This is a genomic window from Parasphingomonas caseinilytica, assembly GCF_036663755.1.
GTDB lineage: Bacteria > Pseudomonadota > Alphaproteobacteria > Sphingomonadales > Sphingomonadaceae > Sphingomonas.
Genome location: NZ_JAXOJL010000010.1, coordinates 12,479 through 28,502, shown reverse-complemented (window position 1 = coordinate 28,502; position 16,024 = coordinate 12,479). Strand labels below are relative to the sequence as shown.

The 16,024-nt window shown below is 60.6% G+C and carries 10 protein-coding genes; 3 read left to right on the top strand and 7 right to left on the bottom strand.

Annotated features, from left to right (window positions below; translation table 11 throughout):
* Positions 1 to 11 precede the first annotated feature (11 nt).
* From U1738_RS17825 to U1738_RS17815, 3 genes are all read right to left on the bottom strand, one after another.
* Entirely contained in the window at positions 12 to 2,906 is a 2,895-nt protein-coding gene (locus tag U1738_RS17825; protein ID WP_332790384.1) for a CHAT domain-containing tetratricopeptide repeat protein, read from the bottom strand.
* Positions 2,907 to 3,152: 246 nt separating this feature from the next.
* Positions 3,153 to 3,950 (bottom strand): PEPxxWA-CTERM sorting domain-containing protein, encoded by a 798-nt coding sequence (locus tag U1738_RS17820; protein ID WP_332790383.1) that lies wholly within the window; start codon positions 3,948 to 3,950, stop codon positions 3,153 to 3,155.
* 511 nt (positions 3,951 to 4,461) lie between these two features.
* The gene (locus tag U1738_RS17815; RefSeq protein ID WP_332790382.1) at positions 4,462 to 5,247 is read right to left on the bottom strand and encodes a Crp/Fnr family transcriptional regulator; all 786 of its coding nucleotides are present in this window, start codon (positions 5,245 to 5,247) and stop codon (positions 4,462 to 4,464) included.
* Positions 5,248 to 5,575: 328 nt separating this feature from the next.
* On the opposite strand from U1738_RS17815, the gene U1738_RS17810 reads away from it, so the two are divergent.
* Complete coding sequence (locus U1738_RS17810) at positions 5,576 to 7,675, top strand: PAS domain S-box protein (protein WP_332790381.1); 2,100 nt, start codon at positions 5,576 to 5,578, stop codon at positions 7,673 to 7,675.
* On the opposite strand, the gene U1738_RS17805 is transcribed toward U1738_RS17810, so the two are convergent.
* A complete protein-coding gene (locus U1738_RS17805) occupies positions 7,650 to 8,651 on the bottom strand; it encodes a sensor histidine kinase (protein WP_332790380.1) in 1,002 nt (333 codons plus the stop codon). The two genes, U1738_RS17810 and U1738_RS17805, sit on opposite strands and share 26 nt — an antisense overlap.
* Positions 8,652 to 9,025: 374 nt before the next feature.
* Here U1738_RS17805 and U1738_RS17800 point away from each other — a divergent pair, with 374 nt between their 5' ends.
* Together U1738_RS17800 and U1738_RS17795 are read left to right on the top strand one after the other, a co-directional pair.
* Positions 9,026 to 10,417, top strand: a complete 1,392-nt coding sequence (locus U1738_RS17800) for a S41 family peptidase (RefSeq protein ID WP_332790379.1) — start codon at positions 9,026 to 9,028, stop codon at positions 10,415 to 10,417.
* Between the two features lie 142 nt (positions 10,418 to 10,559).
* On the top strand, positions 10,560 to 10,901 hold the full coding sequence (locus tag U1738_RS17795; RefSeq protein ID WP_332790378.1) for a MarR family transcriptional regulator: 342 nt from the start codon (positions 10,560 to 10,562) through the stop codon (positions 10,899 to 10,901).
* A 136-nt stretch (positions 10,902 to 11,037) separates the two neighbouring features.
* Here the strand turns inward: U1738_RS17795 and U1738_RS17790 are convergent, their stop codons facing one another.
* The 3 genes from U1738_RS17790 to U1738_RS17780 all read right to left on the bottom strand — a co-directional run bounded on the left by U1738_RS17790 (position 11,038) and on the right by U1738_RS17780 (position 15,972).
* A complete protein-coding gene (locus tag U1738_RS17790) occupies positions 11,038 to 11,571 on the bottom strand; it encodes a PEPxxWA-CTERM sorting domain-containing protein (RefSeq protein WP_332790377.1) in 534 nt (177 codons plus the stop codon).
* 736 nt (positions 11,572 to 12,307) lie between these two features.
* The gene (locus U1738_RS17785) at positions 12,308 to 13,042 is read right to left on the bottom strand and encodes a glycosyltransferase family 2 protein (protein WP_332790376.1); all 735 of its coding nucleotides are present in this window, start codon (positions 13,040 to 13,042) and stop codon (positions 12,308 to 12,310) included.
* A 23-nt stretch (positions 13,043 to 13,065) separates the two neighbouring features.
* Entirely contained in the window at positions 13,066 to 15,972 is a 2,907-nt protein-coding gene (locus tag U1738_RS17780; RefSeq protein WP_332790375.1) for a TonB-dependent receptor plug domain-containing protein, read from the bottom strand.
* Between the last annotated feature and the right edge of the window lie 52 nt (positions 15,973 to 16,024).

Sequence of the window (16,024 nt, the reverse complement as noted above, 5' to 3'; positions counted from 1 at the left end):
GAGAAAGTCCGTTAGCGGGTGACCAATACGAAGGCCGCCCAGGCTGCGGGGTGCGATGCGCCCGCAAGGCGTGTGTCTCTCAACAGGCGTAGCTGCGCCTTCTGCAACGCTTCCGCTTCGCTAAGTCCAATGCGCATGCCGCGCACCATATCGACCGACAGCCGTGCTGCGGTATCGTCCCGCAGCGGCCAATGCGAAATGAGCAACGATCGTGCGCCGGCGAAAAGGAAGGCGTTGGCAAGGCCAGTATAAGGTGCAGACGTGCGGCCGTTACCTCCTGCGCTGTTGCACGCCGACAGGATGACGAGATCGCTATCGAGCTTCATGGTGAGGATCTCGCTGGCGGTCAGCAAGCCGTCGTCCTCAAAATCGCCGGAAGCGTCTCGCTTGCCGGGCGTCAGCACCAGTCCCGGTTCGGTCGTCGATCCGATCTCGCCCGCCAAAAGACCATGCGTGGCAAAGGCGATGACAGACTGCCCGCGCCAGTCGATCTTTCGCAGCCGCGCCTCAGTAGCGTCTTCGCCTGTCAGCAACAGCGAGCGCTGGGGTGCGATGACCGCTGCCATCTGCCGAAGTTCCGACTCCGCGTTCGGCAATGCCGGAAGGGACAAGATCGCCGCCCGGTCGACGATACCGCCGCGATAGATTGCCGTCATGGCCGGTGCTGCGTTTTTGGCTCCCCCTAGCGATGGCGCGCCGATCCCGACGAACGTCTTGCGATCCCGGTCTCGTCCTGGATCTGCCTCTAGCGAGGCAAGCGACATCGGCGTTTCGACCGCATAGTCGCGCAAGAGCCAGTGGACTCCAGCGAGTTTCGCGCCAGTCGCCGAGACGCCGGCATCCTCACGGACCAGCATAGCAAGCGAGAGGGTGGCCAGCGCATCGCTCGCGATGACGTGCAGCGTGCCACCTTGTCGCAAGCCGCTGCGGACCTTCGGCGTAAATAATGCTTGGTGGAGATTGAAGGCTGCCGCGACGTTGAACGCCGCCGCCGGATCGATTAGGCCATCATCGACCGACCTTCGGATCGAAGCGACCATCGCGCGCAGCTTACCCCGACCGAGCGCGATCCTGTCGGCGAGGGCGCTGTCCGACGTTATCGCGAACGTCAACAAGCTGTATCGCGACGGCATGGCGATCAGGATGCTGTCGTCGCGCGAAAGACGCTTTTGCACCGTATCGAGATCGACCGTCACGGGATTTCGGCTGCTGCGATATTCGGGTATTTTTCGCGCCAGTTCGGCGTCGCCTGCGACCATTCGCGCCTCCAGCCGGATGATTTCGGCCTGAACGCTGAGTGAGGAGGTTGCGTTGCCGCGCGCGACTAGCGCGTTGTAGCTGCGCCGGAGCAACCGCGACTGGCGGGCATCCTCCTGCACTTGCCGGATCAATGCCGCGAGCCGCGGATCCCGTGCCGCGCGCTTGCGCAGGGTAACCTGCTGCGCGGTACGAGCGTTGAGACCCCAAGTCGCAAGCTGATAATATTCGAGTGCGAGATCGACTCGTCCGAGATCGATTGCAGCCCCGGATGCTACCGATAGATCGTTATAGTAGGTAAAGGCGTCTTCGTTCAGCTCCGCCATCGGCGCGTACCGGGTCATCCGAATTTTGAGGCGAGCGACGGATGCTTGCAGCAGGGCAAGCCCCTTGACCCCGTCGCCCGACGCGATCTCTGCTGCGGCGACATGGATATCGGACTGGGCATTGCGGCCGTCGGCATCGGGCATGCTGGCGCCGGCAAGATCCGCGGCCCGGCTCAGCAGAGGCAGGGCAACAGTGATATTGCCAGCCGCTGCCTGGGTTTCGCCATAGCGATCCAGGATCGCGGAGGCGTCGATCCCGCTGGCACCAGGTTGCGCCAGAACAAGGTCATAAGCTCTTTTGGCCAACGCTACGGCGCGGGTTTCGTCTCCCAATTCGCTGGCATAAGTCGATGCGGCAGCGAGGCTTTGCGCTTCGGCGAGAGTTTTGCCGCCGGCTTGCCCTTCCGCCGCCGCGACCGTCAGCGAGATCGCCTCGCTCAGCCGGCCGCTTTGATAAAGAAGCAGGCCCAAATTCTGCATCACTTGTAATGTCAGCGGGTTGCGTGGTCCGGCGGACTTGCCGAGAACATCGAGACCGCTGCGAAAGTGCGGCTCGGCCTCGTCGAGACGGCCGGACAGCATCAGCGCCTTACCCAATGTCGCCTCGGCGAAGCCATAATAGGCATTGTCAGCGGGCAGCACGTCGCGCGCGATCTTCACCGCCTTCTGCGCCAAAGGGATGGCAACCTCCGCCCGTCCGCCTTTGACAGCGATGTTGGCCGCAGTACCTGCGGTGATCGCAACCGTGGCGTCTCGCTGACCTGCGGCTTCGAACAATTCCACAGCGCGTAGCGCGAAGGGGGCACCTTCATAGGCCCGGCCTGCGTCCATCAGCGCCGTGGCGTAGTTGATGGACGCCGATGCCGTCCGTGCGGGATCCGGTGCCTTGAGCCTGCCCAGGATATCGAGCGCCCGCTTCTGAAGATCCAGGTTGCGCTCGGCCCTCCCGGTCGCCTCGAACATCAATCCCAGATTGGACAAGGTATCAGCCATCACGGCACTGTTCTCTGCCCCGGCGGCTCGCAGGCGCACTTCGATTGCCTCCAGCGAGACAACCGCATCGGCGGGGCGCTGTTCGTAATAGTATGTGTCGGCGATCTTATTAACGATCTCGGCCTGTATGACGACTGGAAGCTGCGCCCTGACCGCGTCCCCCAGCACCAGCTCCCACGCCGCTCGTCCAGCCTTCGGATCCTTGACGAGATCGATCGCTTCCGCGCGACTGCGCAATGTTTGCTTCGAGATCGGTGCCGCAAGAGACGCCTGAGCAGGCGTCGGGTTCGCAGCCAAGCCCAGCGCGATCGACGCGAACACGATGATCATGGTTGCCCCCCAACACGCATTTTTTTAGCCAATCGTCAGCAAGGCGGGGAAAAGGATGCGAACTTTTCCCACTGATTGTCTGTATCACTCCCTTATTCGATGCCACGCGCCAAGTCATAATCCCAGCCGTGCAGGCATAATCGTCCTGCTCGTGGATCCCCAGGCCGTCTTGTCGCGGAACATCGCGAGCGCTGAAGGCCGCCGACCTTTGGGTCGGCGGCGCCTCGTGCTTCGGGATGAAGTGGTTCAGGCAACCGCAAGTCTGGACCGACGTTGCTTGCGCGCTGCCGCTCCCATCATGCCGAAACCGATCAGCATCATGCCCCATGTGCCGGGTTCGGGTACTGCGGCCGCGGGCGGGGTGACCGCACCGAAACCGTCGAGATAGACATAGCCCTCATGGCCCGACGGAAGGCAGTCCGCGCCGAGCACCGACAGAACAAAATCGTGGCCCATGAGCGAAGAGTCGATCGCGAGCTGCTCGATCTGCCAGGAGGCGGTGTAAAACAGGTTGGTGTTGGTATCGTAGGAGAAGCGCGGGTCCACGCCCGTGCCGCTGCTCGCGGCGTTGTACTGGCGCCGTATGACCTCAAGCCCGGTGTTGAGATCGGTGAGCGTGATGAGCATCGTCGCGGCCTGGGATGCGTCATGCGCGCCTTCCAGCACCGACTTCCAGGCGAAGAAGATGTTGGCATCCGTATAATTGTTCACCCGCTGCGAGATGACCGAGGCGAACCCCCCGGATGTCGTATCCTCGACACGGTATCCGTAGCTGCCACTATAGACGGTCGATCCCAGCAAGGCGCCAAGATGGGGATCAACATAGCTCGAGGTGATGACGGCGGACCGCGTGCTGGGGCCGGTGATCAGGCCGGGGGTCAACTGCGTATTGTTGTACGACGTTCTGCTGCCCCCCGTCGCCGTCCAGCCGCTCGCTGTCCCGTTCTCGAATCCGCCGTTGAGAAACCCTGCTGCACTCGCTTCTGCGCTAGACAGCACGCCCAACGCGGCAGTGAGCAGTAATCTCGAAAACATCCCGTTCATAGATTTTCCCCTGATTTTTTCATGGTTGGTCAGGACAGCGTCCCGATTTTCCGACGATTGATACCGTCAGAAGCCAATCCTTAAGTATCTGTTCAGGATGCCTTGGAAAGCGACAGAGTCGGATAGTAAGATGACAAATTCTGTTAGACGAAGGCGACCATGAACATGTCGCTCGTTCACTCACCTGATAGCGGTTCTTCATCGTCAGATGAATGTCTTACACTCTTAAGTAAGACGATCTCCGCGCCAGATATAAAAGTCGAGGTGGCAGGCGAGCCTGATACCGTCCGCGTATTCTATGTGCTCGCCGGATAGTCCCAAGCACCTCGGTTGGTTGGCCAGCTTACATGAACGAGCGTCTGCATCCGGGGAGTGGGCGAGTACTCCTTAGCGTCGGACTGTGGGTCCTGAAGTCGTTGCGCCCCGGTACATTGGTCCGGATTTTTCAGCTCGCCGAGGGCAATTGCTGAGACAATTGAAGTTAGCGAGTTCGTTTCGAAGACGCCGACCATCAATAATGCAATTCGCTACTGAGTATTTTCGCCATACGTATGATCGGAGGCGCGGGGCCATCGAACAACAAATAATCTGCTTTGAATTCGCCGATCGAGGCGAGTTGGTTCCAATCAGGGATGGTGACCGTCTTGTCTCGCACCGTGACGCCAGACTGCATGCGCAGACTTTTTAATGTGCGATTGGTATGAACCGCGGTCAGGCCGGTGGCATCACCTAAACCCAATTGCGTGATAGGAAAGGCAAACGAATTCCGGTTACCTCGATCGCACCGCTCATAGCGGATCGCCATTTCGCACAATAAATGTGCTACGCGCGTCGCGGAACTTCTCCGCCCGACGTTGACGACCCATTCCGAAAAGATCGATCCATCCGCAATGCAGTCGCGCCAAAGGGCTTCGGCAATGCCGGGATGCAACGCGGCAATGCGCCGGATTTCAACGTGCGGCACCCGGTAAAGCGTTGTTCCCGTCAGAGCCGATAATCCCCAGGCAGACTTCGGGCTGACGACTGACGACAGGTCGGCCAAATCACCAGGGATGTAGAGACAGGTTATTTGTCTAGCTCCATCGCGCCGCTGCCCAAACCGACCAACCAAACCGTCCATAACAAGGCAGCAATGATCTACTGGCTGACCGAGCTGGACAAAGTCCCTATGCGAGACGATCTGTTGGACCTCGCCCTTCAAACCATGAATCGCATCTTCTTCGTCGCTGGTCAGAACCGAGCGCGAAGTGAGGCGACGCACGAACAATTCTATTGCGGCAGCCGCTGGTGAACCCATGTTTGATACTCCGGCCGAAAAGGCGGGAGCGCGCAGGTCTCACAGCCACCAGCGCCCGATAGATCGTGCCGGTGATGAACTCGTCTAACACAGTGATGCAGGTTATCCTAAGGCTGGTCCTTTTGTTCAGGCATCACTGGACGAGGCGGTCCCGCTGGCCTCTCCCTTCGCCCTCGTAACTTCTCACAGTTATGGACCGCTTTTGCCCATCACGCGTTCGCAACCAGGTTCTCGTCCGTTAGACGCGGGCCCGACGGCAGCAGATATATGAGAGGCAAGCATGACGTCTCTGGTTCGATGGTGGATTAACAGTTGGCCGGTATGACGCATGAGTTCTGACAAGTCCCTTGATACCCGCGAGAATCGACGGCTGGCGGCGTTGGCACGCTACCGGGTGATGGATACTGCACGAGAAAGTGGATTTGACGAGCTTGCCGAGCTCGCATCCGAAATCTGTGGAACGCCGATCGCGGTGGTGAACCTCATCGAAACGGGGCGGCAGTGGTTCAAGGCAGAAGTCGGGCTCGGCGTCGACTCGACACCTCTGGAGACATCGTTCTGTGGCACGGCGCTTCTCGAAGAAGATTTCCTGTTGGTCCCCGACGCAACGCAGGATGAGAGGTTCGCTTGCAACCCGCTCGTCACGGGCGAGCCGGGTCTGCGCTTTTATGCCGGTGCCTTGTTGAAGTCGCCTGAAGGTCTTCCGATCGGCACGCTATGCGTGCTCGACTACGAACCGCGCTCACTGAGCGACCAACAGCAGCGTGCAATTCGTATTCTCGCGCGGCAGGTCATCGCTCAGCTCGAATTGCGCCTGGCGGTGCTGGAGCGCGAGGAAGCTAACATCGAGCTGGAGCGTCGTGTAGCGGAACGCGCGGCTGAGCTTGTCGTGGCGCAGGTCGAGCGGGACCGGTTGTGGGAAGCATCGCCTGACCTCATGCTGGTCATCGATTTCGATGGCGTGTTTCGCCGGGTGAATCCTGCCTGGACGAAGGTTTTGGGGTATGCACCCGAGGAGCTGATCGGTCATCACGTCAACGACTTCGTGTCGCCCGACGATCAGGCCGCTACGGTTGACGCCTACGAACTTGCTGCTGACGGCTACTCGCCGAAGATCGAAAATCGATACCGCCACCGAGATGGATCAGTTCGCTGGATTTCATGGACCGCGGCACCCGCGGGCGACATGACATACGCAACCGGTCGCGACATAACCGTCGAGAAGGAACGACAGGCCGACCTCGAAGCCGCACAGGAAGCTCTGCGGCAAAGCCAGAAGCTGGAGGCGATCGGCCAGCTTACCGGGGGCGTCGCCCATGACTTCAACAACCTGCTGACCGTCATTCGTGGCTCGGTCGATCTTCTCCGTCGCCCCGACCTGACGGAGCTGAAGCGTACCCGGTATATCGATGCAATCGGCGATACGGCCGACCGCGCAGCAAAGCTAACTGGCCAACTGCTCGCCTTTGCGCGCCGACAGGCGCTGAGCGCGGACCTGTTCGACGCTGGCGTGTCGCTGGAGGAGGTGGCGGCCATGCTCAAGACGATGACCGGCTCGCGCATCGACTTATCGCTACAGCTGCCCGCCGAGCCATTCTTCATCGTCGCGGATCGCAGCCAGTTCGACACCACGATCGTAAACCTCGGCATCAATGCCCGTGATGCGATGAACGGTGAGGGACGGCTGGTCATTTCAACCGGGCCAGTCTCCGGCATTCCCCCAATCCGCGGGCATGCCGCTATCACCGGGGATTTCGTTGCAGTCACGGTTTCCGACACCGGTACGGGGATCGCGTCCGACCAGCTCGACCGCATTTTCGAGCCTTTCTTCACGACGAAGGCCGTGGGGCAGGGCACGGGGCTGGGCCTGAGCCAGGTCATCGGCTTCGCGAAGCAATCGGGCGGCGATATCAGGGTCGATAGCGTCGTTGGTGAGGGAACGACGTTCACGCTCTATCTCCCACGCGCCTATCCGGACAACGCGGCGCGGCCCGAAGAGGTAACCGAGCAGGAGCGGATTGATGGAACAGGGGTGTGCGTTCTCGTTGTAGAGGACAATCAGGATGTCGGCAGGTTCGCGACCGCCGCGCTGGCTGAACTGGGCTATGAAAGCGAGTTGGCGGGCGACGCTCACTCGGCTCTGGCAAAGCTGGAAACAGATGCCGTCCGCTTCAATATCGTGTTTTCCGATGTCGTTATGCCCGGCATGAGCGGCATCGAACTCGGTCAAGAGATCCGCCGCCTGTATCCGGACATGCCCGTCATTCTGACCAGCGGCTACAGCCATATTCTGGCGCAGAAGGGTCGCCACGGCTTCGAGCTCTTGCACAAGCCATACACCGTTGAGCAGCTATCACGGGTTCTTCGTAAGGCCGTCGCGTGGCAGGCAGCAGCACGTTTGCCTAAAGTGCCAGGCGGCTCCGCTTGATGCGTAACGTGACGATCAGACCGCCCTCCGACCAGTCGTATTGAATCGAGCCGGCGAGCTGGCCTGTCACGCTCCGCTTGACTAGCTGGCTCCCAAATCCGACTGCTCCGTCCGGTGCCTCCACCGCAGGACCGCCGCGCTCCAACCAAGTCAAGACGATGTAATCGACCTCGGCCGTGCTGGTGATGTCGAGTGTACCCGTAGGATCGGACAGAGACCCGTATTTCATTGAATTGGTCGCAAGTTCGTGAATGACCAAAGCGATCGCCGTAGCGGCGGTCTCCCCTACGCCGTTGCGCTCGACCGCAACGCGTATGCGTCCTTTGAAAGCGCCAAGATCATCATATGGCGCAAGCAAAATCGACAATAGGTCGCCGAGCAATGTGGCTTCGCCTTGACCCGAGGACAAGGGGCGAACCAAGTCGTGGGCGCGCCCTAAGGCGGTTAGTCGACCGATCAGTTCGTTTGCCATCTCCTCTGTGTTGGTGGCCGCCCGCGAGGTAATGGTCGTGAGCCCCGAAGCGATGGCAAGAAGATTCTTAACGCGGTGGCTCATCTCGCCGGCGAGAAGTTCGTTTCCTTCCTCGGCTTGCTTGCGCCCGGTGACGTCGAGGAAAATGCCAAACATCGTGCGGCCGACGATGCCGACGTCTTCGCCTTGGCCGCGCGCGGCGATCCAGCGAACCTCGTCACCAATCAGGATTCGAAAATCGGTTTCATAAGCTCCGAGGACGGCGCGTGTCGCCGCAAACGCCGATCGAACGCGGTCGCGGTCGGCCGGGTGGATATGGGACGACAACTCTTCAAATGTGACTTTGTCGCTCCACGGCATGCCCCACAGCTCGAAGCCGCGCGCATCCATGGTGAGCAGATCAGTATCGACGTTCCATGCCCAAAGGGCCACACCCGCCGCTTTTACAGCGAGGTGAAGGTGTTCAGGCTGCCACTTATGGGCTGTTGGCAGTTCGGTCGTCACACGGCCCCCATTTAAAACTTCGCCCGCGTAACCGCTACACAACGATCCGATCCTCGGTAAATTGGCTTCGGCGCATCACTCGTATCCATCTGACGAGCTAACTAATCAATGGCCTGATTTCTTGGGACCAGGTCAGGACCCGTCCGGCAATTCCATATCGGCACCATATGCTCGATGAACAAATGTCTGAAATTGGGAAAGCGCACGCGGCCCGCGAATGTCCGGAACTGGGTCATAGGTGCCGGGCCAATTTGCATAGCAGGATGCCCATCCCAAGCTTTTGGCCAACGATTATCGCTCGCGGATCTCTTCACGCGGCATCGGTATGCCGCCCTGCGGTTTAGTCGCTACGCCAAGCACGACAGCAGGCAAGCTTGCAATATATTGCGCAATATGTTGTACAGCCCCCCGAAGTTTGGGAATTGAACAATATGCGCTATCGAACGGCACTGCTACCGACCCTGCTATTGAGCCTGCCGCTCAGTTATCCAACGGCGGCGTTCGCGGATGCTCCTGGCATTTCCCGGATTGAAAAGACCGCGATCGTCGGAGCGCTGACCAGCACGCTTGAGGCGAATTATGCGTTTCCCGAGATAACTCGAAAAATCGTGCCGGCTCTTCAGGATCATCTGACAAAGGGCGATTATGACTCGATAAAGACGAAGGAGGCGCTTGCCCAGCGCCTGACCGAGGACCTGATTAAGGTCAGTGGCGACCTTCACTTCTTCGTCGGTGTCGACGCGAAATGGGTTGCCGACTTTCGCGCGCCGGCGATACCGGCCCGTAAGGCCGAGCTACGGAAAGAGGAACTGGAAAAGCTTGAGGAGAACAATTTCGGCTTCGACGAAGTCGGCCGCCTTAGCGGCAACATCGGCTACCTCCGCTTCAGCTACTTTGCCAACCCGGAACTTGCCTATGATACCGCCGCTGCAGCGATTCGATTGATCCAGAACAGCGATGCCGTGATTATTGATCTGCGTTACAATAATGGCGGATATCTGGAGATGGCGCAGTTTTTGGCGAGCTATTTCTTCTCCAGCGAAAAGGACCAGCTCCTCTTCGATTACAATTACAACGAAGACGGCAAGCGGATAGAACGTGGGCAATGGGTGCTGCCCGGCCTGCCCGGCAAGCGCATGGTTGGCACGCCCGTCTACATCCTGACCGGCTCGACATCCTTTTCCGCCGCCGAATGGCTCTCTTACACGATGAAGAAGCTCGGACGGGCGACTCTAATCGGCGAGCGGACCGCTGGCGGCGCGCATCCGGTGGCGCGCAAACCGGTCAACGATGACATTTTCGTGCAAGTGCCGATCGGCCAGATCCGGGATCCGGTGGACCACGGCGATTTCGAAGGCATCGGGGTGCAGCCCGACATCGAAAGCCCTTCTATCGATGCGTTGCGGCTAGCGCACAAATTGGCGCTGGAAAACCTGGCGAAGGCCGGCACCGCGAAACGAGCGGAGTACGCTTGGCTTCTCCCGACGTTGACGGCCACTGCCCACCAGCCCGACGCAAGTGGCGAGGCGTTGCGAAAAGTTGTCGGGAAATTTGAGGGGCGTGAGATTACGCTCGATAAGGGCACACTCTTCTACGTTTGGCGGAAGCGTTTCCGTGCCGCCCTGCAGCCGCTGGGACCAAATTTATTCGCGGTGGAGGGTGTGTCGGATTTCCGATACCGGCTGAACTACCGACGCGGAAAGGCGATATCGCTGGAGCGTGTAAACAAGGACGGCACCATCCAGACGTACAAACGCCTTGGTTGAGCGGAGGACCAATCCAGCAGCGATCGACGATATCGCGTTTCTCGGTCGGGCGGTCGAGAGGCTCAGCGTTCTGATCGCCGACCAGTCGAAAGCGGTTTTCGACGATCTGGGGATCGTCATTCCGGTGCGCTCGTGCTCCCTCATGACCATGCTCGCGAGTCTGGGCGCGGCATCGGCATCGGACCTCGCAAGGGAACTCGGCCATTCGCATCAACTGGTCGTGCAAAAAATTCCCAAGCTCGTTAGCCTCGGGCTGATTTGGCATCGCGATGATGAAGACGATGCACGCCGGCGAATATTCCAGTTGACGGAAAAGGGGGTGGCGCAGCTTGCTCGGTTCGACCGTTGCTGTGAGCTCCTTCGCGCCGCCTATGAAAAACTGTTTGCGGAAATCGGCGACGTGAAGAATCTGGTCGATCGAACGGTCGGCGCCCTTGATACGACGCCGCTCAGCGAACGTGTAACTTCAGGTCCGACCGGTTAAACGAACGTTAGATGCTGAGATTGCCAAACAACAAGTCGAGTGTCGTGTTGTTGGTCATGCAGCACCGAATCCACGAGATAACAAGAAACCGCCAGCCCGAAGGCCAGCGGCTTCCCGTTCGTCTGGAGACGAACTTTTATACGTAAGCGACGGTCGTCTTGACCTTGCGGCTGCGCGAGGCGGCACCAATCATGCCGAAGCCGAGGATCATCAGACCCCAAGTAGCAGGCTCCGGCACCGCGGCCTGGACTGCTGCTCCGCTCACGATCGTGAATGGTGAACGGCCCTGATATTCAGGCTGGTTGCCTTGGGTAGGCGCAAACAACGAAAGGGCTACGCTGCCGCCGGCGGAAAGCGAACTCGCAAAGGTAAGATATAGCGCCTGCGGACCCAAATTGATTGCAAAATGCTCTGGATTATAGAAATTCGTCGAGCAGTTAGTGCAAGTGACGGGTGTCGAACCAGCATTCCCAGTCAGGCCAATGTTGGAAGATGTGACCGAATTGCTCGAGGTGTCCCAAACGAAGCTACCGGTGATATTAGCAGTGTCGCCATTACCCGAATAGGAGGCATTTGAGAAATTGTAATTGATCGCGGTAGCATTGGCAGCCGTCGCGGTCAGGCCGGAAACTGCAACGGCGGCAGCGAGCAGGAGGTTGGTTATCTTCATCGTCATATCCTCTGTTGAAAGCCCATCCCCAGGCGTCGTTGTGATGTTAGCAATCACTGTGCCAACGGCACTTAGGCGCGGGTAACGATGGTAAACGGCCGCTCTCGCTGAGGTTTGCGTAATAAATTCTTACACTTTATTAACCACTTAGCGCGCTTTTCTGGCGGGTTTGAAACGACAGGTCCGCAAACGGTCATCAGATCAGCAACGTCATGCCGCTGAAGAGCAACAACTTCGTAAACGCGCCAGTCAGCCAGCGGTCGTGATCCTCAGGATTTAGGATCGCAAACATCACTTTCGGGTTGATAGGCGCGACCAGCCTTTCGGATAGCACGTCACTATCGCGAAACCGGTACCCTCCTTAGTGTGTTGCCAAAATCCAGTCACCGCGAACATCGGCCGGGCCGTTACCTGAAACCATATCTCGTCCTTCAGCGTCGGCTCGCCGCCGCCCAGATCGTTCCTATCGGGCGCCCATTTGCAGAACTCGGTGAGCGGGATCAGGCCGCACTATCTGGGCTTCGACGCCAGCGCCTTCCATTGCGGCAACGTCAGGTTATGCACGTTTGTCATCGCCCGCGGCGCGGCTCCGCCTAGGACGTCTAACGCAGTCACCTCCCGACCGCGCGCGTCGTCCTGCTGGCGGATGACATAGGTCCGGCCTTTCAAACGCAGCTCGACGGGATCGAAGCGGTTGTCGCGTAACTTATCGGTCAGCCAGCGTGTGGAGCAGACCCTAGTCCAGGCCGAATGGCCCGACAAAATACGGGTGCGCGAGTACGCGCCCGGCATTGCGGGCGCCTGCGATATGATCGTTGACCAGCCGATCCCCGACAACGGTTCGGTATAAAGCGATCGTCGCCTCGACCCTGCCGAAGCGGGCACCATCAGCCGCGGCGCGGGTGTAGAAATCCCAGTCATTGCAATTGTGGAAGCTCGGGTCGAACCCACCGACGGCCATCACCGTGCGCCGGCGCACGATCGACCAACTCGGCCCGATCACCCCGCCGCCCGCCAACGCAGCGCGAATGTCGCCGCCGCTCCATGCGCATTCCGGCAGCATCGGTGGGCTATCACCTTCGACACGTGCGAATTGCCCGACGATGATATCGAGATGCACTGCGTCGGTGGTGCCGAGCAAAGCGCGCGCGGCGCCCGGCAGCCATATGTCGTCGCTGTCGAGGAACGCGACCCAAGGCGCCTCGCACAACGCCACCCCGGCGTTGCGGGCATGGGACGCGCCGCCGTTCCGCGGCAGGATCATCGCCTCGACCGAGGCATGCGCGGCGGCAAGCGCGCGGATCACCGCCGCGCTGTCGTCGCTCGAGCCGTCATCGACCACGACGATCCGTCGCGGCGCGGGGTCCTGCGCGAGCATGCTCGACACTGCGTCGGCGACGACATGCGCGCGGTTGTAGCATGGAATGACGACGTCGTAGGCGGGCAGATCGAACGGAAAGGGGACGTGCATCGGCGCTTTCGAAAGGAGGGAGATCAGCGCGAACCCAGGCCGATCTTCGCGCCGACATAGAGGTAACGGCCGACCGGCGATACGGGCACGTTGGTATCGAAGCCGATGTCCGGCTTCTGATCCGTCAGATTGGTGACGCCGCCATAGAAGGCGAAATCCTTGCCCACCGCGATCTGCGCCTGCACGTCGTGCTGCCAGAGTGCCATGAACCGGAAGTAGCGTGGATCGACGAAGCTCGGATTGTCGTCGGTCGCGAAGCGGGAGAAGCGGCGCACGCCATCCTGCCAGCGCAGATTGTAGGCGATCGTCAGCGCGTCGATCGTCCAGGTCGGCGAGAAGGTAACGGTGTATTTCGGGCGGAACGGGCGATCAGCGTTGCTCTCGACTGCCGCACCCGGGGTGGCGACCTGTTCCAGCCGATGAAGATATCCGCCGATCAGGCGCAGGTCGAACGCGCCGAGCTTGCCGGCCGGTATGCGGTAGCTCGCGTTGAGCTCCAGGCCCGAGGTCCTGAACTCGGCCACGTTCTCCGGCTGGATCGTGTACCCGTTGATATAGCCGGTGCCTTGCCTGCGGCTGACCGTGGCGCAGAAAGGATTGCCGATCGTCGGCTGGTCGACGCACAGAGCGGCGATCGTGGAGGGCGACGCCTGACTGATCGCATCGCTCAGGCGGATGTCGTACCAGTCCAGCCCGATCTGCAACCTGGGCAGGAAGCGCGGGCGCAGCACCAGGCCGGCGGTCCAAGTGCGCGCGGCTTCCGGGCGGAGGTTGGGATTGCCCTGCTGCGCGCCGGGAATGTTGACCGCGGCATCCGGATTGTTGGCGGCGGTGAAGGTCGCTGGATTGCCGCCCGCGGCGGCGACGATCGCGCGGCAATTGGCGTCGCGGAACTGCGTGCCCTGACTGCGGTTGCTCAGATAGCAGGGGTCGTCGATGAAATCGACATAGCCGGTGCGCGGGCGAAAGATCTCGGCGATGTTCGGCGCACGGACCGAGCGGCCGTAGGAACCGCGAAAGCTGATATCCTCGACCGGAGCCCAGACCCCGTTGAACTGATAGGTCCAGGTGCTGCCGATCGTCGAATATCTGGAATAGCGGCCAGCGGCACCGACCGAGAGGATGTGCGCGAACGGCCGATCCTTCAACAGGGGCAGGTTCAGTTCGCCGAACGCCTCAACGACGTCGAACTTGCCGCTGGACGGTGTGGGCACGACCGTTTCATCGTAGATCCCGGCATCGGGATTGTAGAATATGCCGTCGATCAACTGCTGGCCGGGGCGGAAACGGCTCGATTCACGGCGATATTCGCCGCCGACCGCGAACTGCACAGGGCCGCCCGGCAACTTGAACAGCGCGCCGAAATCGCCGGACAACGATGCGTTGACGACATGCTGCTCGATCCGCGCGTCACTGACGGGATCGGCGAGGAAATATGCGAACGCCGCTGGATCGGCCGTGTTGCCGCCGAACGTGTTCAGCGGCAGGCACCCTGCGGCGCGCGCCGATGCCGAGCGGCACACGATCCTGCCGGTTGCCGGATCGCGCACGGCGTCGAGCGCCTGGGAGAAGCGGTCGGGCAACCGATCATTGAGCTTGGTCGCCCGCACGTCGGTGCGGCCATAGGTGTACGACACGTCGTAGCTGGCATGATCGCCGAGCTTGCCCGTGGCGTCGATCACCCCCCGCCACGTGCGACGACGATCATCCTCCCCGCGACGGGGAAAGTCGAAATTGTTGCGGCTGATATAGACCGCGCCGTCGCCGTTAGCCTGCGCCGCACGCAGGATGCTCTGCGGAATGTACGGGTTGTCGAGCGCGATGGTGGCCGGATACGTGCCGCTGTAACCGCTGAACGTGCGCGCGCGGGACTGAACGAACTTGGCTTCGATGCTCAGCTTGAACGCGTCTGAAGCATCGAAACGGGTCAACAGATTGATCGCATGTCGGCGCGTTCGCGGCAGGATATCGCCGATATAGCCGGCAACCGGCGTGTCGTCGCCGCCCAGCGTGAAGCCGTCGTTCACCAGTTGCCGACCGGGCGTATAGATCGCCCCGTCGCCCCGGAATATCTGGTTGCCGATATAGACGATGCCCTGGTTCGAGCTTTGCGGATATCGGATGTCCGCCACCGGACCCTGCTGGTAACTGCCGGTGCGCGCCGGATCGTAATTATCGAGATTGACGAAGTTGAGCCGGTTGGCGGAGCGCAGATAATCGCGGTCGTCGTTCGCCAGTGGTTGTTCGGCGTTATATTCGTACGCCAACGTCACATTGGCGCGGCCATCGGCGAAATTGCGGCCGGCAACGATCGAGGCGAAACGCTGGGCGGCGTCGCCACGACTGGAGATGCCGAACTGGCTGCGCGCCGACAGGCCTTCGAAATCGCGTTTGAGGATGAAATTGACAACGCCCGACACGCCGTCGGCACCGTAAACAGCCGAAGCCGCACCTGTCAGCACATCGACACGCGAGATCAGGTCGGTGGGGATTGCGTTGATGTCGACCGCGGCGGTTTCCGACTGGCTGGCGACGTGGCGACGGCCATTGACCAGGACCAGCGTGCGATTGGTGCCGAGCCCGCGCAGGTCGAGCAGATTGAGCCCCGCCTGGCCGATCGACGCCTCATTCTGCGCATTGCCGGCGGACCTCGTGCTATCGACCGAGTTGGTCAGCGCCGGCACGCGTTGCAGGAAGCTGGTGATGTTGGTCGTGCCGGACTGCTGGAGAGTGTCCGCGCTGAGCGACACAATCGGGTTCGGCGAGGCGTAATCGAGGCGGACGATGCGCGATCCGGTGACGACGATGACGGCGTCTGGCGCGTCGTCGGAAGCAGGTTGTTCCGAAGAAACGGTCTGAGCGATCGCAGATGTCGTAATGAACAAAGCGGCGGCGCTCGCCAACATGGCGGCGCGGGTCGAAAACGGCATCCTGTATTCCCTTACGGCGCACTCCTGAAATGACGCCTTGTGATTTAGCGTG

What these genes read in the sequence shown, in the direction of transcription:
- U1738_RS17825 (WP_332790384.1), bottom strand. Translation starts at nt 2,906, where the DNA reads ATGATCATCGTGTTCGCGTCGATCGCGCTGGGCTTGGCTGCGAACCCG.
- U1738_RS17820 (WP_332790383.1), bottom strand. Translation starts at nt 3,950, where the DNA reads ATGAACGGGATGTTTTCGAGATTACTGCTCACTGCCGCGTTGGGCGTG.
- U1738_RS17815 (WP_332790382.1), bottom strand. Translation starts at nt 5,247, where the DNA reads ATGGGTTCACCAGCGGCTGCCGCAATAGAATTGTTCGTGCGTCGCCTC.
- U1738_RS17810 (WP_332790381.1), top strand. Translation starts at nt 5,576, where the DNA reads ATGAGTTCTGACAAGTCCCTTGATACCCGCGAGAATCGACGGCTGGCG.
- U1738_RS17795 (WP_332790378.1), top strand. Translation starts at nt 10,560, where the DNA reads ATGACCATGCTCGCGAGTCTGGGCGCGGCATCGGCATCGGACCTCGCA.
- U1738_RS17790 (WP_332790377.1), bottom strand. Translation starts at nt 11,571, where the DNA reads ATGAAGATAACCAACCTCCTGCTCGCTGCCGCCGTTGCAGTTTCCGGC.
- U1738_RS17785 (WP_332790376.1), bottom strand. Translation starts at nt 13,042, where the DNA reads ATGCACGTCCCCTTTCCGTTCGATCTGCCCGCCTACGACGTCGTCATT.
- U1738_RS17780 (WP_332790375.1), bottom strand. Translation starts at nt 15,972, where the DNA reads ATGCCGTTTTCGACCCGCGCCGCCATGTTGGCGAGCGCCGCCGCTTTG.